Below are 19,989 nucleotides of genomic sequence, written 5' to 3'. Positions count from 1 at the left end.
GGACGTCGCTACTTTTCTGTGGATTCGATGAAGAAAACGCTGGAAGGGGCGCAGGAGGAACCCCTTATCATGGCTTTACAACCTTAATGATTCGGGAAACCACCAATCATGAATTTACACCACTTGACGGGACACTACCTTGTCGCCCGCAATTTTTAAATTCCCAGCAGTTCATTCTACGCCTCCTCGTTATTAATCCTTAAGGCCTAGTATAACCATCAGGGTATTAATCGAAGAGCCACCAAATAACAATTATTCAGGTAAATAAAGTTCAATATTTTGACACGAAAGAAGCATAATTACGCTTATTCTAATACAGATAGAATGCTTGATCATTAAAGATCACTGATCGGGAATTCAAGTGCCTTTAAACGCGGAGGGACAAATATCGTTCAAAAAACACTCCCCGCATTTCGGCTTTCGCGCTATACATATCGCCCGCCCGTGATCCTGGAGAAGATGGGCGAACCGTCCCCATTCATCCTGGGGTACGATTTTCATCAAGTCTCTTTCAATCTTCACCGGGTCTTTTTCCTGGGTGTAGCCCAAGCGGTTCGACAATCGGGCCACGTGGGTATCCACCGCGATGCCCTCGATCTTGCCGAAGGCGTTCCACAGCACTATGTTAGCCGTTTTCCGGGCCGCGCCGGGGATTTGGACCAGTTCCGCCATCGTCCGGGGTACTTCACCGCCGAACTTTTCCACCAGCGTCTTACCCATGCCGATGAGGCTCTTGGCCTTGTTGTGATAAAACCCGGAGCGCTTGATGATCGTTTCCAGTTCCTCGGCGTCAGCCCTGGCATAATCTTGTGCGGTCTTGTATTTGGCAAATAACGCCGGCGTCAATGAGTTGATGGCAGCGTCGGTGGTCTGGGCAGATAGGATAACGGCTGCGAGGAGTTCCAACGGTGTCGTAAAGTTCAGAGCAATGTGCGTCCTGGGGTAGTTCTTCTTGAGGTGTTTTATGGTTTCGTTGATGTCGGCGGCTTTTTCAGTCATGGTTTTAGTTTAACCCCTGATTATCCCTTTGGCAATATCGCGGGATTAGTTAAATATTTGAGATTTGGAGCTTGAGATTTGTAATTTCCGAGTATGCGGTATATTTTGGCAATCCGGTGCTGGTATAATAACCCTATGACAAAAATAATTATGATTCAGGGAACCTCCTCCAACGTTGGCAAAAGCGTCCTCGTCGCCGCTCTGTGCCGCATCTTCAAGCAGGACGGCTACAAGGTCGCCCCCTTCAAGGGACAAAATATGGCTCTGAACGCCTTTGTAACGCCCGAGGGCGGCGAGATCGGCCGCGCTCAGGCCATGCAGGCGGAGGCTGCCGGTATCGCCCCCAGCATCCACATGAACCCTGTGCTGCTCAAACCGGAGAGTAATTCCAGAGCTCAGATCGTCCTTCACGGAAAGGTTTACGACACCACCTCGGCGAAGGAATACTATCAACATACCATGTTTCTGTTGGAAAAAGTCAAGGAATCATTGGATTACCTTCGCGAAAGATATGATGTCATCGTCATCGAAGGCGCGGGGTCCCCGGCTGAGATAAACCTGAAGGCACGCGAGATTGCAAACATGCGGATCGCCAAACTCGCGAAATCCCCTGTACTTCTAGCCGGTGATATCGATCGCGGCGGCGTTTATGCATCCTTTGTCGGCACCATGGAGATACTAGACGAGGAAGAACGGAAGCTGGTCAAGGGCTTCATCATCAACAAGTTTCGCGGCGACGTGAGTCTTATTAAAGATGCCAATGATTACCTGGAGAACCGGACCAAGGTGCCGGTGCTGGGCGTAGTCCCGTTCTACCGTGACATCCTCCTGGCGCAGGAAGATTCTGTATATCTCGATGAGCGCCATGATGCCTCGGCGGAGGCGGACCTCGATATCGCCATCATCCGCAGTCCACGCATCTCCAACTACGATGATTTCGACGCGCTGGCTGAAGACGGTGCCCACTTGAGATATATCACCCGCCCCGATGAACTGGGCAATCCTGACCTTATCATCATCCCCGGCTCCAAGACGACGGTGCCGGACCTTCAGGCTATTCGCCAGTCCGGCGTCGCCGATGCAGTGATAAAGAAAGCCAAAGCTGGCACGCCGGTTTTCGGCGCCTGCGGCGGCTATCAGATGCTGGGCAAGGTCATCCATGATCCGGACCATGTTGAGTCGGACCATGATACCGTGGAGGGACTGGGGCTGATCGACGCCGAGACCACCTTCGCCCGTGAAAAAGCCACCACCCAGGTCAAGGGCGTCATCACCGACGACCGCGGCTTGCTGGCCGGGCTTAAAGGTGAGGTTCTCACCGGCTACGAGATCCACATGGGCCGCACCGTGAGCCCGCATCACCCGTTCCACATCAACGAGACCCAGGAAGGCCCGGCGGATTACGTCGACGGCAGCATCAACGAAAGCGGCACCGTCATCGGCAGCTACATCCACGGCATCTTCCTGAGCCACGGATTCCGGCGCGGTCTGATGAACAACCTGCGCAAACGCAAAGGTTTGCCGGAACGTGTCTATGACGCCCCATTGGACAAGGATAAACACTACGACGCCCTGGCCGATCTGGTCAGAAGCTCGCTGGATATGGAAGCTGTCTACCGCATCCTCGATGAAGGCGTCGAGGCTTGAGCGAGAAGAATATCGAGATGCTCCGGGGCGGCAGCGCAGTAGAGCCGCTCTGGCGCTTCCTCGGCATCCAACTTGTCGAAATCAACGAAGGTTACGCCAAGGCCAGTTTGAAGCTTAAACCGGAGTTTCTGAACTTTGCGGGATTGGTGCACGGCGGCATCATCATGACCCTGGCAGATTCAGTCTTCGGTTACGCGGTTAACACCCTGCACTTCCCCACTGTGGCCTGCCAGTTCAACACACACCTGCTGGCGCCGCCGATGCCGGACGATGAGCTTTTCGCCGAATGCCGGGTGGTAAAACAAGGCAAGCGCATGGTCATGGCCGAGATAAGTGTTGAGGATCAGAGTGGCAAACTGATCGCCCGGGCTACCGGCACCAGCATTCCCCTGGAAAGATGAAGCTTTCAGCTTACGGCAGGTGTTCTTTGACTAGGTTCCAGATGCCTGAACCGGTCAGCACAGTGCCGGTTGAAACCAACACCGCAGTGCTGGCCCACTCTATCGTCGGTGAAACATAACCGATAACCAGACCGCCCAGCGCCAGGCCAAAGACGACCAGTCCACCGATCAGTAAGGATAATCCGTTTTCGTCGGTTTCAGGCGCCGATGCTACAGCTTCGTTAAATCGACTTCGTTTTATGGTATCGACTCTGCTCGCCATTTTGATGGACTCCTGGAATGTGATCTCACTAGTTAAAACGAAATTCACGTCATTTTGTTAGTTCCGGCTTCAGTGTAAACGCCGCTAACTGTGATCATTTCATTTTATGACGTCGATTGCTTTGTCACAATACGTAATTTTACCTAATTTCGATAGGTGCGACACCGGATATTTCTGGATGATGCAAACCAATGTCAACGGGTTGCCGCCAACTCTGGGTCATATGTTATAATACCGCCATGTCGAAGCCTGATTGGCAACTAACCGCCACCACTATCAAGTGCGACGCCGTTAATGATGAGATCACCATCATGGTCTATCCGGACGGCTCAGTGAAATGCGCCAGTTACCCCAAATACGATTCAACGAACAAGAAGAGCCTGGCCGATATGGAAAAGAAGGCGAAGAAAATGGGACTGACGCTGAAATGCGAAGGCCCGTTATGCCGCCGTATCACGGACTACCGCGACAAGCTTATGGCGGAAGAGGATAACGCGGACTAGCGCTTGGCGCTCTCTCCCAGGTAAGCGGATATAACCTGCGGATTGTTCCTGATCTCTTCAGGTGTCCCCTCGGCGATCTTCCGTCCGAAATCCAGCACTACGATGCGATCCGCCAGGTCCATGACCACACCCATATCATGCTCGATGAGAACGATGGTCCGCACCCCGTCTCGGAGCACCGGTGTTTCCGGGTAGCATTCACCTTGCCCCTCGAAGATATCCACCACAAACCGGGCAATGTCTTCCTTCTCCTCGGTGTTCATGCCAGCCATAGGTTCGTCGAGCAGAAGAACCTTCGGCTCCAGCGCCAGTGCTCTGGCCAGTTCGATACGCTTCCTCATACCGTAAGGTAAAGTGGCGACCACGTGGTGACGCACCGATTCGATCTCCAGGAAATCGATGATGTCTTCAACAACCCGGCGATGCCTAATTTCTTCGCCATGCGCCGGTCCGAAGTAGAGACCGCCGGTAAGGAGATTCTGTTTCATAAACACGTGCCGGGCGGCCATAGCGTTTTCCATGGTCGTCAGCCCGGAGAATAATTCGATATTCTGGAAAGTACGTGCCAGACCAATTTTAGCGGCTTTATCCGGACGTATACGGGAGATATTCTTACCTTCGTAGATGATCTCGCCTTTTTGAGGCTTGTAGAAGCCATTGAGGCAATTCAGCAAGCAGGTCTTGCCGGCGCCATTTGGTCCGATGATGGCCAGTATCTCGTTTTCACGGATATCCACCGATACATCTTTGAGAGCGGTGATGCCTCCGAACGACAGCGTAATATTACGCAGGCTGACTTTGATCGGTTTTATGATATCGATGTCCGGTGTTAAGTTTGTTTCGATCATGCTAATCCCAATTTCGCTCATCAATGACGGGTTTGGCGTCGGCAGGTATACTTCCCGGCGTCATCGCCTCGATGCCGTCCAATTTAACCACACAGGCGCTTTGAAAAGCTGTTTCGATCGTTCGTAATAAAGATTCTCTTACCGAGGTGTCCGGCCCAACTTCGACCCGTAACTTCAAACTATCACGGGTACCCTCGCGGGTAACGACGAGTTGAAAGCGTCCCACACCGGGAAATGCCGCCAGCATGGCTTCGACTTGCTTGGGAACCACGAACATCCCTCGGACTTTAACCGCTTCACCGGTACGCCCAAGCAACCCAGCAAGTTTCGGTGAGGTTCGGCCACATGCGCATTCGTCAACGACCAATCTCGACAAGTCCCCAGTACCGAAGCGCAACAGCCCCCAATGAGGATTATTCAGTGGAGTGACCACAACTTCACCAATGTCGCCCGGCGGTAACTGCTCTCCGGAAACCGGATCGACAATCTCAATGAAGTAATCGTCCATCAAATGTAATCCGGATTTTTGCGAACACTCAAATGCCAACGCACCGCCCGGCTCAGTTACGGCGTAAGCCTGCCGGGTGTCGATCCCATAATCATCTTCGAATACCCGCCGTAACGATGGCGACAGCATTTCACCGGTGAACCAGGCTTTCCGGATATTGAAATCGTTCTTGAAATCTCCGGTTTCTTCAATCTTTTTGATGATCGACATGAGATAACTTGGAGTACCGACAAAACCATTAACCTTGAGATCTTTCATAGCCTTGATATGAATCTCGGTGTTACCCGCACCGGCTACGATGACCGTCGCGCCGCAATGCCGCAGAGCCTCACCAAAAAGGGTGCCAGCAGGAGATAAATGATAGGTGAATGTATTGATGACCACATCGCCTTTACGAAAACCGGCCGCCCAAAATGACCTGGCGAACCACTTTATGTGTGAAAAATGCAATGGTTCATAAACAGGACCAGGTGAGATAAAGATCCGCTCGATGTCATCCTTTTTGCCTACAAAATAACCGCCATATGGAGGGCGCTTTTGTTGATGTTCGATCAGGTCCGATTTTCGGGTAATCGGAAGCTTTTCCATATCCTTTGACGTCTTGATATCAGCGGGTTTGACGCCAGCCTGCGCCATCAGGGTTTTAGCGGCAGGCGCTCCTCGGAAGGCGCGGGCAATGGCATTAACCAGTCGGGCGTCAAGGAAAACTTGTCGCTCGGCCGCGGTCATTGATTCCATTTTATCGTAATGCTGATCAATCAATCTTTCTATACTCTCAAAATGACATTAGGGGATATAAATTACAGCCAGCGCTTACGCCTTTTATAATGTTTGACGTCGCGATAACTCTTTTTCTGCCCTACTGCGGAAAGACCCATGTAGAATTCTTTGACATCTTCATTGTTCTTAAGAAAATCAGCCGTTCCATCCAGCACCACCCGTCCGTTTTCCATCACATAGCCATAGTGAGCGATAGAGAGGGCGACCCGCACATTTTGCTCCACCAGTAACACCGAGGTTTTCTGATCTTCATTGAAGCGCCGGATGATACTATAGATCTCCTCCACCATCAGAGGCGCGAGGCCCAGCGATGGTTCATCCAGCATCATAAGCTTCGGCCTGGCCATCATCGCTCGACCGATAACTACCATCTGTTGTTCGCCGCCGGAAAGGTATCCTGCTGTGTTATTACGAAGGTTTTTCAGCCGAGAAAAGTAGTTGTAGACCATCTCCAGGTCATTCTTAACTTCTTGCCGGTCTTTTCGATTGAAAGCCCCGACCATCAGGTTTTCCTCAGCGGTCAGGTGTTCGAAGACACGCCTTCCCTCCAACGCCTGTACGATACCCAGCTTGCCTATGTATTCCGGGTTCTTCTTGTCGATACGCTCGCCGTCCCACTCGATGTTACCATCGGTGACTTCTCCCTCTTCAACGTGCAGGAGCCCCGAGATGGCCTTTAGCGTCGTTGTTTTGCCGGCTCCGTTAGCTCCCAACAGCGTCACGATCTGCCCCTCAGGAACCGACAGCGAAACGCCGTGCAGCACACGGATGACGTTGAGATAGGCAACTTCGATATTGTTGAGTTTAAGCATTTTTGCCTGTACTCGATGGGAGAGCCCTTTCTTGGAAGGACTCTCCCATCGCCGATATTACTTCAAGCCATAGTCTATGTAGGCTGCGTTGATCCAATCGCTGATCGCGGTAATAACACCGCTCTTAACTTGGAATACGCGCATGGCCTTGGATAACCGGTTGTCACCGGGTGTATATGTCACCGGGCCATGCAATCCCTCAACATTATAGTTAAGCATTTGGAAACCGTATTTTTCCACATTAGCTGGGGTCAGATTTGCTGCGCCACCGGGAGTATTCTGGATGGCTGTTTCCAGTATTTTAGCGATTAAAAGACCCTCCGCCCAAGCAGTGATGTAGTCCATGTTGTTAGCAAAGTCAGGATGGTATTTCTGGGCGTACTCGGTCATCTTGGCCATACCAGCAACATTCTCGCCCCAACTCACGGTGGGGAAAACGCCGTAGACGCCTTCAACCTTGGCCGCGCCGGCCAGGTCAACTAATTGGCTGGTGTAGCTTGCATGCCCGCAGCCAATACTTAACCCGGCCAGTTTGCCGGTCGCCTGGACATCGCGAATGCCTTTTACGATGACCGACGTCGGCTGGGGAGTACTGGAAATAAAGATCACATCGGGATTCTTGGCAGCGATACGGGTTAACGCTTCGATTTCGTTGGAGGTGGTCGAGGTATGCTCTTCAATGGCTACGATCTCGATTCCCATAGAGGCCGCAAGTTTATTGGCAGCATCCTTAGCACCTGAGCCAGTAGGATTGTTGAGCAACATGAGTGCCATCTTAGGAGCGCCGGATCCCTTCCAAACGTTTTTCATGTAGTAGTCAGCGAAGACCGCCCAACCATCGCCGTAATCCGGCATCTGGGCGTAAATGTGCTTAGCCGGCTGGGTGATGGAAGGTGCGGAGAAAACAGTGAAGCCGGGTAGTGAAGCTTCGTTGGCGATTCCCATTACCACCGACATCATGGCCGACGCTTGGGAAGTGAACATCAAAGCGCCGCTCGAGATGAATTCGTTGATAATTGTTGTGGATTTGGCGGCGTCGTATCCATTGTCACGTGCTATGACTTGAATCTCATGACCCAGAACGCCACCTTTTTCTTCGTTGATGTATTTGATGGCGTCCAATACTCCGGCCGACATCGGTTGCCCTTTCGATGCTGCCACACCAGTCTGGGGATACATGATTCCAATTTTAAGGGGTTGCTTAACCTCATCGGTTGGATTTGTTGTCCCCCCCGGGTTCTCATCGCCGCAGCCTGCTGCTAAAACCGGCAGACTAACTAGAATCATTGACAAGACGATTACCGATAACCTTCTCACCCAGTTTTTACCTTTCATTTCTTCCTCCTTCGATTTACCTGTTCGCCCAACTCGATTGAATTCTCAAGTTCACATGTGTGTTTCCCCTCCTACCGTCAGTGTGAAAACGGCCATAGCCGGTAGGAGGCTTTGAAGAGGTTCCAGCGATGGGCCAATCCCCGTGGTTCCAGTACTAGAAAAAGCACGATTACCAAACCAAACACGAAAGGCGCCAGCCCGGCAGTAAAGCCGGATGGAAGCCAGTCGACGGATGACTCAAGCGTGGGTGACAAAAAGGTTACGCCTTGTTGTAACAGACGAATAGCGATGGCTCCCAGGATGGGCCCCAAGACGGTGCCCGCTCCACCAATGATTATCATGCCGACGTAAAGTATTGAGTCTGTAATCGAGAAGTGTTCTGTCGACACAAAACTGATCCAGTGAGCGGTCAACGATCCAGCGACTCCGGCTAGAAAACAGCCGATAAAGAAAGCCAATAATTTGTAGCGGAAGAGATTGATACCCATGACCTCGGCAGCCAGATCATTGTCGCGCACTGCCACGAAAGCCCGTCCTATGCGGGTCCGCGCCAGATTTTTAGCAAAGAATACGACCCCAACTGTTACCACCATAATGAGAAAAAACAAACTCTGCGGCGAGCGGAAGGTGATACCGAATATCTCCGCCCGCGGTACACTCATACCGGTGAAGCCCCCGGTGATCTCTAAGTGGTTAATAACCCACATAATTATAATTTGAGCGGCGATCGTGGCTATCGCGAGGTAAAAGCCTTTGACTCTTAATGAGGCTACACCGAATAGAAGACCGATAAGACCGGCACCTAAACCTGCGAGCGGCAACGCGATAAGAAACGGTAATTCCAGTCTGGATGTAAGTACCGCGGAGGTGAAAGCGCCAACAGCGATAAAACCGGCGTGCCCCACCGATAACTGACCACAATATCCGGTAAGTAGATTCAATCCCATTGCTGCAACGATAGTGATTCCAATAAGATTAACGACTCCCAACCAATAGACGGAGAGGTAGAGTGGTGCGGTGAATAGAACAGCGAGACCTACGAGCAGTAATGCCCAATGCGTTTTAGTGCGGATAATGGCCATATCGGCAGCATAAGAGTAGTTACGGGTTCCGCAGGGTAAACCTGTGCTCATCTAATTCCAACCGCTCCGATTTCGACAGCGTGTATTTACGATTACGTTGCGCACGCGCTAAATCCTTTCAATACGAACCTGCCCAAACAGACCATAGGGTTTAACGAACAACACAATAATGATGATGATAAAGGGAATAACATCCTTTATGCCTGACCAGGTATGTTCCGTTAGATACCCTCCACCTAGATTTTCCGCTAAACCGATAATTGGGCCGGCTACCATGGCACCTAAAAATGAATCCAATCCGCCAAGAATGACCACCGAAAACGATTTCAGCCCGGTTTCGACCAGACCGTGTGTAATACCACCGATACTGGACATGAGCACACCGCCGATGGCAGCCAACGCCCCGGCGAACATCCAGGAGACGGAAAAGATTTTAGTGACCGGTATACCGCATGCCCAGACAGCCATCTGGTCGTCGGCAGTAGCTCTCATGGCCACACCCATCTTATGGTAGCGGAAAAAGATACTCACGAGAACGAAAAGCACCAACGCTATACCCGCCGCCCACAGATATTCCTGGGAAACCACAGCCCCGAAAATCTGCACCGGTTCATCCGGAATGAAATCCGGCATGGCCGCGGTACTTATCGGCCAAATCATACTTACCAAGCCTTCAAAGATAAAAGCCACGCCCAGGGTGACGGTGATCAATGACAATATCGGCTGTCCGATAAGAGGTCTTAACACAACACGCTCGAGTATCCAGCCCATCCCGGCAGCGGCGGCGATAGTTACAGGCAAGCCTGCCCAAAAAGGTAAACCCGCCTGTTGCATCGTCCCATACGCGATCCAGGAAAACAGCAGCACCATTTGTCCCAGCGCCAGGTTGGCAACGCTGGAAGACTTCCAGATGAAAGTGAATCCAAGAGCAATCAGTGAGTAAACCAAACCAACCGTGATACCGGTCAATACGAATTGCAGAAGGTCCGCCATTATAATGACCTCACCTTAATGGATGTCGTCACCACGCCCTTGCGTCCGTCACGATACGTCACCGGCGCTTCCACTACAACTTCCTGGTTTTCACCATACATTGCACTGATAAGGTTGTTGTAGCGTTCGTACATTGCGCCGCGGCGTAGTTTGCGGGTACGGGTGAGTTCCGCTTCATCGGGATCGAATTCCTTATGTAGAATTACAAACTTCTTGACCCGCGAATGTTCGGGAAGATAACTGTTTACCCTCATCACATCTTTTGTGACAAGGTCGGCAATCTCTTTTTTCTGGGAAAGATCGACGTAGGTAGTGAAGTTGAGATGGTTATTCTGAGCCCATTTGCTGACCATTGAAAAATCTATGTTGATAATGGCAGAGGCGTACTCTGTTTCCTTGTCTCCCAGGACCATAGCATCTTTGATATAAGGAGAAAAGCGCAGCCGGCCTTCGATATACTGGGGTGCGAATTTCACCCCGTTTTTCAATTCGCCCATGTCCTTCAAACGATCGAGAAATATCAGATGACCGGCTTCATTTATGTTAACCGCGTCACCGGTACGAAACCAACCTCCGGGAGCGAAACTCTCTTTGGTTTTAGCCTCATCCTTGTAATAACCTGAAAACATACAATCCGAACGAACAAAAAGCTCCCCTTCGCCCGTCAGCCTCACCTCAGTGTTGAGTGCCGGTCGTCCTACGCTTTCGAAGGCAATTTCACCTCCGGAATGCGAGGAAATAAACCCAGCTTCGGTGCTGGCGTAGTTTTGCCGCAATTCGATGCCAATAGCATGGATCAGCTTGAAAGTATCCAAAGCCAGCACCGAAGACCCCGTAACGGCGCAGCGAACCCGGCTCAGTCCCAGCCTGTCTTTAAGCGGGCGGAACATCAATCCGGTGGACACCTTACCTAAAACTCTCCAGAGAACTCCCGGTTCAATACCGGACAAGCGTGCCTCAGCCAACTTATAACCCACCGGCAGGAATGTTTTATAGGCCAGTCTTTTGAACGGGTGAGCGTCCATCATTTTCACCTGTATATCAGAGACAACCCCTTCCCATTGCCGGGGGCCATATATAACAAAGTGCGGGCCAATCTCCCTTGTATCCGAGGCTATTGTTTCCGGTTCTTCAGGAAAATTTAATCGGGCGCCTGATATCAGGTGCGGAATAGTAGCAAAAAAACTGTCGCCCACCCAGGCTGCCGGGAAATTGGATATAAGGTCGCTTTTAGCTTCCAGCGGATATCGGGTGACGAAACCGGAGGCGGTGGCAATAAGCGCCTTGTGCGTCAGGATGGCGGCTTTCTGTTGACCGGTAGTGCCGGAGGTATAGTAAATGAAGGCGGTATCTTCAGGTTTGATTTTAGAAAGTGACTCCTCGAACGATCCGGGGTGTTCTTTCTCGTAAATTTTACCGAGAGCGATAACCTCGGGGAAGCTGATCAACAGTGGATCATTATAGTTTTTGAGGCCTTTCGGGTCCCAGTATATGACCTTTCGTAGCTGGGGCGCCGCTTCCCGTATCTCCAGAAATTTGTCGGCCTGTTCCTGATCATTGACTATGGCAAAGCTTGCCCCTGAGTGATTGACTACGAACTTGACTTCATCCGGCACCGCATCAACGTATATACCGGTGGGTATCGCACCTGCGGCCTGCGCGGCGAACTCGCCCCAAAACCATTCCGGCTCATTGTCGCCGATGATGGCTACAACATCGCCCGGTTCCAATCCAAGACTAAGCAGGCCAAGCGAGAAATACTTCACCTTCTCGTAGTAGTCACGCCAGGTGTAACGTTGCCACACGCCCAGGTTCTTGTAGCACATCGCCGGTTTATCCGGCCAGCGTTCGGCGTTGCGTTTTATAAGTCCCGGTATGGTGCGTGATTCCACCTGGTACTAGTACCTCCCGCAAAACAAAGACCACCTCCGCTTGGGAGGTGGTCTTTAAGTTTAACCTTTTAAGTTCTGTTTAGTTCGTGTTCGACCAGCCCAAGCGCACTCTGGTGCGCTTGGTAAAGGCGAAGGTGTAGCTAAACCTGCCGAAAAACATGATGTCGCTAGATTAACACATTGTCGAAAACACTGTCAAATCAGACTAAGACTTTGGGTCTAGGTCTGATTTATTTTGATAACCCTTCACGGGGTACCACAACTACTTTGCGCTCTTCACCTACACCGACGCTTTCGGTTGTCACCGCTGGATCGTTCGCCAATACCAGGTGGACAATGCGGCGCTCAAAAGCCGGCATGGGTTCAAGGGAGAACGGTACTCTACGGATGCGCACCTGCTCCGCGGTACGCCTGGCCAGGGTCTCCAAAGCTTTGAAACGTCTTTGACGATATCCGTTTACGTCGACAACGATCGGAAGGTACTCGCCAACTCGCTGAGCTACCAAAATGCGGACCAGGTACTGGAAATTGGACAGCGTCTGACCGTGCCGTCCGATCAATAATCCCAGATCTTCACCCAGGATATCGAAAACCATACCGGATTCGTTACCAGTTTCTTCCGTTACCATAGCATCCGGAAGGTATTCCACACCAGCGTCCAGGCCCATCCGATCGAGAAGGGCTTGAATTACTTCTTGAATGACCGACACGGCGTCATGGGCTCGTGTAACCGGACGGTTCGTGATGTCATTTTTTAACCTCGCGATAATACAGGCTTCTTCAGCCCCCAGACCGAATATCCCATGACTACCTTCGCTTATGACGTCGATCTCCACCTCTTCCCGGCTTGCCTTTAGCTTGTCCAGGGCGCTGCTTATCGCTTCGTCCACTGTCCGTGCGAATATCTCCAGATCTCTCATCAATTATCTCCTCAGTCTGTTCCACCACAACTTGAACCGGCTGTTTAGCAGGTGATTTTTCAACTCTTGCGACGCGGGGTTTAACACCCTTGTCAGGGCCAAACTTGGCCACCATGCCCTGAAACCAGGGTTTCAGTTCCCCGGGACCAGTGGCGAAGAACTGAATGATGACACGTAAAATACTTGAGGTCAACCAGTACAACGCCAGACCTGCCGGAAAGGTGATCGAGATAAAGACGAACATGGCAGGCATCATGAACAACATCATCTTGCCCTGTGCGGCTACTTTAGGATCGGTTGAAGGCACCATGGTCATCTTCTGTTGTATCAGCATCGCCAGACCGACGAACAGAGCCAGAACATAATCCGGTACGGCCAGATTGATCCAAAGAAATTGGCTGTCGAGTGGCAAGGATTGATAGAGTACCGGCCAGTCGTACAAGCGCTCAGAAAGATTAAGGAAATCTTCCGGCGTCACCGCCAACACGCGGATGATGGATTGATAAAGAGCGATCCAGACGGGCATCTGGATCACCATCGGTACCAGGCAACCTGAAGCGCTGGCGCCGGATTCTTTCATCAAGGCCATCTGTTCCTGGGCCAGGCGCTGCCGATCTTTTGCGTATTTTTTCTGCAAAGCCTGGATTTTGGGCTGCAATTCCTGCATCGCCTGAGCTGCCCGCATCTGCTTGATGGTCAGCGGATACATTATCGCGAAGATAACTGCGGTCAGTACGATTACGGTCAATCCGAAGCTGTGAAACAGAATACTGGAAAGCCAGACCATCCCGTTGATCAACGGGTTGAGGATGATAATATCCCAGATCGAACCTATATCCACTCAAATACCTCTTTACTGAGCCCTGTAGAACCACAATTGGGTGCCGGTGGTTGCATTCAAAGCGTAAACAGCTTCATTTGTTTGGGAATGGACGTAAATCACGTCAACACTGGCGGTCAAAGGCGCCCGGACGGTGACATCCAGATCCGCCAACTGGGTGATTTGCCCTGAGGACGGGTCGATAGTGCTTACAATCCCGTCCTGGGCAGCCACAACAATGTTGCCGTTCACCACAACGGGCGAGGAAGAAACAGGCGCCGACATTTCATAGGTCGTCGAGAGAGTTCCATTGTCGGCATTGATAGCATATACCCGGCTATCGGTGTTGGGAGCGTAAATCGTGTCGTCGATCAGAACCGGAGTCGCCCAGAACCAGCGGTCGGCCGCGAACTGCCAGCGCATTGTGCCGGTTTGTTTATCCAGCGAGTACAGGTTACGATCCAGAGACCCCACAATGACAGTGCCATCATAAATAAGAGCTGTCGCGGTGAATACCCCGCCAGCTTCGAAACTCCAGAGTTCGCTCCCGGTATCTGTCGATATGGCGTAGAAACTCTTGTCAAACGACCCTATGTACAAGACCCCATCATCGATAACGGGGGTTGCCCAGATCTTGTCGCCGGTGGAGAACTCCCAAATCTCTTGCCCCGTAGCGGCATCGAGCGCATAAACATTACCATCGGTACTGCCGTAGAATAGCCGGCCGTCATCGTAGGCAAGCCCGCCGACGATTGCTTCGGGTAATTGTCCGCCGGTAGGATAAGTCCATTTTTCGGTGCCACCCGCGGCATTGCGAGCGAACACCTGCCCGCCAAATGCCGCTATGTATAGTGTGTCATCGACCACCAGAGGAGATGCGTACGCGCCCAGTGCTTTTTCCAGAGGCGCCTGCCAGCGAGGCGTGCCTCCTTCGGCATTGAGTGAGATCAGAGTGCCGTTAAGCGAATTGAAATACAGGGCGTCCCCTGATACGGTGACGCCGCTCCAACCGACATTGCGGGTACCGCCGCCAAGGCAACCACTGGCCACAACGACCAGCAACCCCAGCAGTCCGGTCATTACAACTATCTTCTTTAGGATACGCAAACCAGTCTCCTTAATTCCTATCCGGCACCGGATCATAGCCGCCTTTATTCAAGGGATGGCACCGCGCCAATCGCTTTACGCCCAGCCAAACACCTTTCAGTATTCCGAACCTGATAATCGCCTCATGAGTATAGTGAGAGCATGTAGGTTGGAACCTGCATGAAGGGGGCAGTACCCGGGAAATGGAGTTCTGATATAATTCAATTAACCAGAGAGCCGCTTTTTTCATCTTCGGTACTTAACAGTCCAGTGCGCCCTAGCAGTTTCCGAACGCTTGCACTAAGTTCATTGAATGTTGCGGTACTGGCGGCCTGGCGGGCGATGACAACCAAATCCCGTCCAGGTTGAAGATCTATATGCCTTAATATTTCTCTGAGACGCCGCCTGACAATATTACGTTCAACGGCGCCGCCGACTTTTTTACTGGTAACGATCCCGATACGGCTTTTTTCCACGGGTCCTGGGGTGTTTTTTATAACCATATACCGATCGGCAAAACCCCTACCTGAGTCCAGCACCCGCCGGAAATCTTCTCGCCGCCGCAATCGCTTTTCTTTTTCCATGCACCCTCCGTAATCAAGGTTTCGGAGGGACTACCTCATTAGACAACAGTAAGACGCTTACGCCCTTTGGCACGCCGTGCTTTCAGCACATCGCGACCGCCACGGGTGGCCATGCGGGCCAGAAAACCATGTTCCCTCTTCCGGGGAATTTTTTTAGGCTGATATGTCCTTTTGGGCACGATAATTCCTCTTTCGAATATCTAAAAAATAAATTAGCTCTGCGGCGCCGTCTCAACGGTGTCCGCAACGGATTCAGCCACAACTTCCGGCGCGGCTTCGATCTTGCTTTCAACAGGAACCGTGGCAGCCTTGGCCTCAGCGACGGATTCCGGCGCCTTGGGAGCGGCGGGACTCATCGTCCAGAAGGTACCTGCCTGCCGGATATGTTCCGGTACGAACGGCAACAGGGCGATGGTGCGGGCCTGTTTGATAGCCGTTGCCAGCGCCCGCTGGTGACGGGCACAGGTGCCGCTTCGGCGGCGGGGATTGATCTTACCCCGCTCGGAGATAAAGCGGCTGAGCCTGGCGGTATCTTTATAATCGATGACAATGTTCCTGTCAGCGCAAAAGGCGCATACTTTACGCCTCGCCTGAAAACGTCCGCGTCCACCGAAACGTCCGGCGGGGCGCGCTCCCTGCGGTCTGGCTCCGAAACTTCTTGCAACTACCAAGTTATAATCTCCTGCTTATATTGAGTTCGTTCGACTAATTTAAAAGGGGATGTCTTCCGGGTTGATATCCCCGCCGGCATCACCGCCGCCAGCTTCACCGGCGGCCGAAGGCGCCCGATCAAGTGAGGTAACCCGATTGGCGACGACCTCGGTACGGTAATGCTTCTGACCGTCCTGCCCATCCCAACTACGGGTCCGCAGCCGGCCTTCGACATATACCAACCGGCCCTTGCTCAAAATCTGATTACACTGTTCGGCCAGCTTATCCCAGGCGGTCACATTGAACCACTCGGTTTCCTTTTTTCTTTCTCCCTCGGGAGTGTTGGTGAGCCAGTTAGTGGCTACACTGAAAGAAGTAACCGGATGACCGCTGGGGGTAAACCGCATTTCCGGGTCACCACCAACGTTGCCGATGATCATCACCTTGTTCAGACTGACCATGGATTACTCCTAATAATATTCGGAGACCTTAAGCCTCCGGCGCGACAGCCATATGCCTGAGCACATCTTCCGAAATGCGCAGATCGCCGTTGATCTTCTTGAGCAACGATGAAACGGCGGTAAATTTCAGAAGCACATAAATGCCTTCGGCCTGATGTTTTATAGGATAGGCTAACTTGCGCTTACCCCACATATCGACCGCGCCAATGGTTCCGCCGCTGCCGGTCACCAATCCGGTGACATGGGCAATTCCGGCGTCGACCTTTTCCGGGGTCAGTTCCGGGCGATAGATGATGACCAGTTCATAGCTGCGGACCGGTTCGGTGCGGGTGCGCAGCAGTTCGGCCATGGCCTGATTCTTTTTTTCTTTGACAGCGATGGTAGTGTCCTCCCGCATAATGCCTGTTATCAAAAATACCGAAGCATTATAGCACAAGGGTAAATGGCAAACAATATACGGTCGTACGGGATTCCGTTTGACAGTCCCCAGCCGACTAAGGTACACTTCTTCTTCGCGCGGCCCCGTGGTGTAGCGGTCTAACATGCCACCCTGTCACGGTGGAGATCGTGGGTTCGAATCCCATCGGGGTCGCCATTATCTGTCTACAATTAGCGTTTTTTCCGCTCAATCCGTGTTTCTTCCATTACCAATTATTTTATATCGGTCTCGCACAATTACAATACGCTAACTACGCATACCTGTCACTCTGACTTCGCGACCCTCACGTTGATAGTTAGATTACACAATGGGAGTTATGTTGCCCGTTAACTAATAAAGTCTTTCACCTCTGTTTGCTGCTGGTATTCTCCCGTTGGTACTATGTAAGTCAATATTACGTAGTCGCTCAAAATATCTTTATGTAAATTATCAATGGTGATACAATAAAAAGCATGTTTGAAAAAGATCTGGACCTCCTGGAATTCCCTCGCGTCCGCGATATCATCGCCGGTCATTGCGCCTTTTCCGGCTCCCGTTCACTGGCGCTGTCACTTGAGCCTTCGACCGATATCGATTTCATCAAAGCCCGTTTGGAGGAATCCGCCGAGGCACGGAAGGTGTTGGAACTGGAACCGGGTTTCTCCGTTTACGGACTAACCGATATCTCTGAGGAAACACGTTACGCGTCCCTCGGGCGGGTACTGGAACCTAAGATACTCTCGGAGATCCGTAGTTCCCTAGCTATACTCAGGCGCCTGAAATTCAAGTTCCGTGAAATAACCGAAGAGACGCCCCGTCTTCAAGGCATCGCCACCGAGATCGGTGATTTCTCCCACCTGGAGAAGGGTCTGGACCGGGCGATATCGCCGGAGGGAGACTTGCTGCCCAATGCCTCCGACAAACTGTCGAGCCTCCGCCACCGACTGCGGGCCAAGCGAGCCGAGGTCGGGGAAAAACTGCAGAGCTTCATCAACTCAGACGCCACCCGGCGTTATATCCAGGAACCCATCATCACCGAAAGAGAGGGCCGGTTCTCCATCGCAGTAAAAGCGGAACACAAGGGCGAGATCAAGGGCATAATCCATGACGTCTCCAACACCGGGGCCACCGTCTTTGTCGAACCATTCGCCGCTCTGGAACTGGGTAATGAGTTCAAGGAACTGGAGATCGAGGAAGCGCGGGAGATAGAGCGCATCCTGACCGAATTATCCGCGCTGGTCGGCGCCGTTTCAGACGGTATAGAGACCAGCTTGGACGCCGCAGCCCATATCGATCTGGCGCTGGCCAAAGGGCATTACGCCATTCGCACCCGGTCACGCGAGGCGGCCATCTTCAAACCGTCGGCGAGTGAACCGGCGGTGGTCCGCCTCGATACCGCCCGCCACCCGCTGCTGGGCGGGACGGCGGTACCGCTGTCGGTCGAATTGGGTCGGGATTTTTCCATCATGGTCATCACCGGGCCCAACACCGGCGGTAAAACCGTCGCTTTAAAAACTATCGGCCTGCTGTCCCTGATGACCCAGGCCGGTTTACCTATACCGGCGGGTGAAAACACCAGATTACCGGTTTTCAAGAGCGTTTTTGCCGACATCGGCGATGAACAGAGCGTCCAGGAAGCCCTGTCGACCTTCAGCGGCCATATGAGTAATATCGCCCGTATCCTCAATAATGTAAGTAGCAGCAGCCTGGTACTCCTCGATGAACTCGGCGCCAGCACCGACCCCCAGGAAGGCTCCGCCCTGGCGCGGGCTATCCTGACGCATTTGAAATCATCCGGGGTGCTGGCGGCGGCCACCTCGCACTATACTGACCTGAAAGTCTTCGCTCATGTCACGCCGGGACTTGAAAACGCATCTTTCGACTTCGACCCAGAAACATTGAATCCTACCTACCACCTGACGCTGGGTATGCCCGGCGGATCAAACGCCATCGCCACCGCCGCCAGATTCGGCTTGCCAGGCAGCGTCATCGAAACTTCCCGCCATTTGCTGGCCGAGGGAGCGCGGCAACTCGAAGAATTGCTGACCGAACTACAGGCGGAGAAACGGCGGGTGGAAGACCTCCAAAAGCTGCTGGCGTGTGAGAAAGACACGCTGCAAAGACAGAATAAAAGCCTGGCCGTCGAACTCACCAGATTAAAAGAAGAGAAGCAATCCATATTACGGGCGGCCCGCGACGCCATAATAGAAGAAGCAGCCGTGCTCGAAAAAGAGTTGCGGCAGGCCAGGACTGCCCTCGAGCGCGAACGTTCACAGGCCGCCGTGACCAACGCCCGGGAGGTTTCCGGGCTGGTGCGGGGGAGATTGAAACAGGGTATCTGGCGGTCTGAAGCGGGTATCGCCGCCGTCGAGGACGCCACCATCGGAACCGGTGATCGCGTCTGGTTGAAGGCAGCTGAAATCGAAGCCACTGTCATCGCCGTAAACGAAAAATCAGACCAGGTCGGGGTCGCCGCCGGACCGCTGCACTTCAAATTGAGGCGGGACGGACTTACAAAGTTGTCCGGTGAACCGGCAAGGACGCCCCAGGCCGCGGTGCGGGTAATTTCCTCCGGAAAAAGCGTAGGTTTGGAACTGGACCTCCGGGGTAAACGCGCCGACGACATCGAGTCGTTGCTCGATGAATACCTGAACGACGCGGCTACGGCCAATCTTCCTGAAGTGCGGATCATCCATGGTTTCGGCACCGGCGCAGTCCGCGCTATCGTGCGGGAGCAGGCGGGCAGGCATCCCCTTGTGCGCTCTTTCGCCTCAGCTCCCCGGGAACAGGGCGGCGACGGGGCGACGGTGCTGCGGCTGAAATGATCATCCGTACCGGAGCAGGCCGCACTATCTTGACAATACCGGGGAACGTGATACCATGGTTAAACAAAAATGAACAGATATTCAACATACCCGCGATTCCGTACCTGCCGGTTATCTGGTAACATACCGTATCGTTTTCCCAACACCGTCACAGTCAGGGCC

Annotated in this window: 23 protein-coding genes and 1 tRNA gene; 6 read left to right on the top strand and 18 right to left on the bottom strand. The window is 52.5% G+C overall.

Annotated elements, in window-relative coordinates; all coding sequences use genetic code 11:
* Window positions 1-203, top strand: a 203-nt coding sequence (locus ABFB09_RS04290) for a hypothetical protein (RefSeq protein ID WP_347000152.1), incomplete at its 5' end; no start/stop codon positions are given.
* A 154-nt stretch (window positions 204-357) separates the two neighbouring features.
* Here ABFB09_RS04290 and nth read toward each other — a convergent pair.
* Window positions 358-999: an endonuclease III gene (gene nth, locus ABFB09_RS04285; RefSeq protein WP_347000151.1), complete on the bottom strand. Its 642-nt coding sequence runs from the start codon at window positions 997-999 to the stop codon at window positions 358-360.
* 135 nt (window positions 1,000-1,134) lie between these two features.
* Between nth and ABFB09_RS04280 the strand changes: the two genes are divergently transcribed.
* Both ABFB09_RS04280 and ABFB09_RS04275 read left to right on the top strand, forming a co-directional pair.
* Window positions 1,135-2,646 carry a cobyric acid synthase gene (locus ABFB09_RS04280; protein ID WP_347000149.1) on the top strand — a complete coding sequence of 504 codons (1,512 nt, stop codon included), beginning with the start codon at window positions 1,135-1,137 and terminating at the stop codon, window positions 2,644-2,646.
* Window positions 2,643-3,047: a PaaI family thioesterase gene (locus ABFB09_RS04275; protein WP_347000148.1), complete on the top strand. Its 405-nt coding sequence runs from the start codon at window positions 2,643-2,645 to the stop codon at window positions 3,045-3,047. The genes ABFB09_RS04280 and ABFB09_RS04275 overlap by 4 nt, the downstream gene beginning before the upstream one ends.
* Window positions 3,048-3,057: 10 nt before the next feature.
* Here ABFB09_RS04275 and ABFB09_RS04270 read toward each other — a convergent pair whose 3' ends face one another.
* Window positions 3,058-3,309 carry a hypothetical protein gene (locus ABFB09_RS04270; protein WP_347000146.1) on the bottom strand — a complete coding sequence of 84 codons (252 nt, stop codon included), beginning with the start codon at window positions 3,307-3,309 and terminating at the stop codon, window positions 3,058-3,060.
* A gap of 239 nt (window positions 3,310-3,548) precedes the next feature.
* Here ABFB09_RS04270 and ABFB09_RS04265 point away from each other — a divergent pair, with 239 nt between their 5' ends.
* Complete coding sequence (locus tag ABFB09_RS04265; protein ID WP_347000145.1) at window positions 3,549-3,812, top strand: hypothetical protein; 264 nt, start codon at window positions 3,549-3,551, stop codon at window positions 3,810-3,812.
* Here ABFB09_RS04265 and ABFB09_RS04260 read toward each other — a convergent pair.
* From ABFB09_RS04260 to rpsF, 16 genes are all read right to left on the bottom strand, one after another.
* Window positions 3,809-4,660, bottom strand: a complete 852-nt coding sequence (locus ABFB09_RS04260; RefSeq protein ID WP_347000144.1) for an ABC transporter ATP-binding protein — start codon at window positions 4,658-4,660, stop codon at window positions 3,809-3,811. The genes ABFB09_RS04265 and ABFB09_RS04260 overlap by 4 nt on opposite strands.
* Before the next feature lies 1 nt (window position 4,661).
* Entirely contained in the window at window positions 4,662-5,930 is a 1,269-nt protein-coding gene (locus tag ABFB09_RS04255; RefSeq protein ID WP_347000142.1) for an AMP-binding protein, read from the bottom strand.
* A 38-nt stretch (window positions 5,931-5,968) separates the two neighbouring features.
* Window positions 5,969-6,760, bottom strand: a complete 792-nt coding sequence (locus ABFB09_RS04250) for an ABC transporter ATP-binding protein (RefSeq protein ID WP_347000140.1) — start codon at window positions 6,758-6,760, stop codon at window positions 5,969-5,971.
* Between the two features lie 57 nt (window positions 6,761-6,817).
* Window positions 6,818-8,095, bottom strand: coding sequence for an ABC transporter substrate-binding protein (locus ABFB09_RS04245; RefSeq protein ID WP_347000138.1), 1,278 nt, complete (start codon window positions 8,093-8,095; stop codon window positions 6,818-6,820).
* A gap of 77 nt (window positions 8,096-8,172) precedes the next feature.
* Complete coding sequence (locus ABFB09_RS04240; protein ID WP_347000135.1) at window positions 8,173-9,228, bottom strand: branched-chain amino acid ABC transporter permease; 1,056 nt, start codon at window positions 9,226-9,228, stop codon at window positions 8,173-8,175.
* 57 nt (window positions 9,229-9,285) lie between these two features.
* Window positions 9,286-10,170: a branched-chain amino acid ABC transporter permease gene (locus ABFB09_RS04235; RefSeq protein WP_347000134.1), complete on the bottom strand. Its 885-nt coding sequence runs from the start codon at window positions 10,168-10,170 to the stop codon at window positions 9,286-9,288.
* The gene (locus ABFB09_RS04230) at window positions 10,170-12,062 is read right to left on the bottom strand and encodes an AMP-binding protein (RefSeq protein WP_347000132.1); all 1,893 of its coding nucleotides are present in this window, start codon (window positions 12,060-12,062) and stop codon (window positions 10,170-10,172) included. The genes ABFB09_RS04235 and ABFB09_RS04230 overlap by 1 nt, the downstream gene beginning before the upstream one ends.
* Before the next feature lie 230 nt (window positions 12,063-12,292).
* The gene (gene jag, locus ABFB09_RS04225; protein ID WP_347000130.1) at window positions 12,293-12,952 is read right to left on the bottom strand and encodes an RNA-binding cell elongation regulator Jag/EloR; all 660 of its coding nucleotides are present in this window, start codon (window positions 12,950-12,952) and stop codon (window positions 12,293-12,295) included.
* Window positions 12,870-13,823 carry a YidC/Oxa1 family membrane protein insertase gene (locus ABFB09_RS04220; RefSeq protein ID WP_347000129.1) on the bottom strand — a complete coding sequence of 318 codons (954 nt, stop codon included), beginning with the start codon at window positions 13,821-13,823 and terminating at the stop codon, window positions 12,870-12,872. The genes jag and ABFB09_RS04220 overlap by 83 nt, the downstream gene beginning before the upstream one ends.
* A 12-nt stretch (window positions 13,824-13,835) precedes the next feature.
* Window positions 13,836-14,909, bottom strand: coding sequence for a PQQ-binding-like beta-propeller repeat protein (locus tag ABFB09_RS04215; RefSeq protein WP_347000127.1), 1,074 nt, complete (start codon window positions 14,907-14,909; stop codon window positions 13,836-13,838).
* Window positions 14,910-14,919: 10 nt separating this feature from the next.
* The gene (gene yidD, locus ABFB09_RS04210; RefSeq protein ID WP_347000125.1) at window positions 14,920-15,138 is read right to left on the bottom strand and encodes a membrane protein insertion efficiency factor YidD; all 219 of its coding nucleotides are present in this window, start codon (window positions 15,136-15,138) and stop codon (window positions 14,920-14,922) included.
* Window positions 15,110-15,472, bottom strand: coding sequence for a ribonuclease P protein component (gene rnpA, locus ABFB09_RS04205; RefSeq protein ID WP_347000123.1), 363 nt, complete (start codon window positions 15,470-15,472; stop codon window positions 15,110-15,112). The genes yidD and rnpA overlap by 29 nt, the downstream gene beginning before the upstream one ends.
* Before the next feature lie 38 nt (window positions 15,473-15,510).
* Complete coding sequence (rpmH, locus tag ABFB09_RS04200; RefSeq protein ID WP_347000122.1) at window positions 15,511-15,651, bottom strand: 50S ribosomal protein L34; 141 nt, start codon at window positions 15,649-15,651, stop codon at window positions 15,511-15,513.
* Between the two features lie 33 nt (window positions 15,652-15,684).
* Window positions 15,685-16,143, bottom strand: a complete 459-nt coding sequence (rpsR, locus tag ABFB09_RS04195) for a 30S ribosomal protein S18 (protein WP_347000121.1) — start codon at window positions 16,141-16,143, stop codon at window positions 15,685-15,687.
* Window positions 16,144-16,182: 39 nt separating this feature from the next.
* Window positions 16,183-16,584 (bottom strand): single-stranded DNA-binding protein, encoded by a 402-nt coding sequence (gene ssb, locus ABFB09_RS04190; RefSeq protein ID WP_347000120.1) that lies wholly within the window; start codon window positions 16,582-16,584, stop codon window positions 16,183-16,185.
* Between the two features lie 28 nt (window positions 16,585-16,612).
* Window positions 16,613-16,996 (bottom strand): 30S ribosomal protein S6, encoded by a 384-nt coding sequence (rpsF, locus tag ABFB09_RS04185; protein WP_347000119.1) that lies wholly within the window; start codon window positions 16,994-16,996, stop codon window positions 16,613-16,615.
* Window positions 16,997-17,102: 106 nt separating this feature from the next.
* On the opposite strand from rpsF, the gene ABFB09_RS04180 reads away from it, so the two are divergent.
* A tRNA-Asp gene (locus tag ABFB09_RS04180) sits at window positions 17,103-17,179 on the top strand.
* 296 nt (window positions 17,180-17,475) lie between these two features.
* Window positions 17,476-19,827, top strand: a complete 2,352-nt coding sequence (locus ABFB09_RS04175; RefSeq protein ID WP_347000118.1) for an endonuclease MutS2 — start codon at window positions 17,476-17,478, stop codon at window positions 19,825-19,827.
* The last annotated feature ends 162 nt before the right edge of the window (window positions 19,828-19,989 follow it).

Origin of the sequence: Dehalogenimonas sp. THU2 (assembly GCF_039749495.1) — a bacterium.
Lineage (GTDB): Bacteria > Chloroflexota > Dehalococcoidia > Dehalococcoidales > Dehalococcoidaceae > Dehalogenimonas.
Note: the sequence above shows the minus strand (reverse complement) of the source record. Positions and strands in the feature narration are given on the sequence as shown.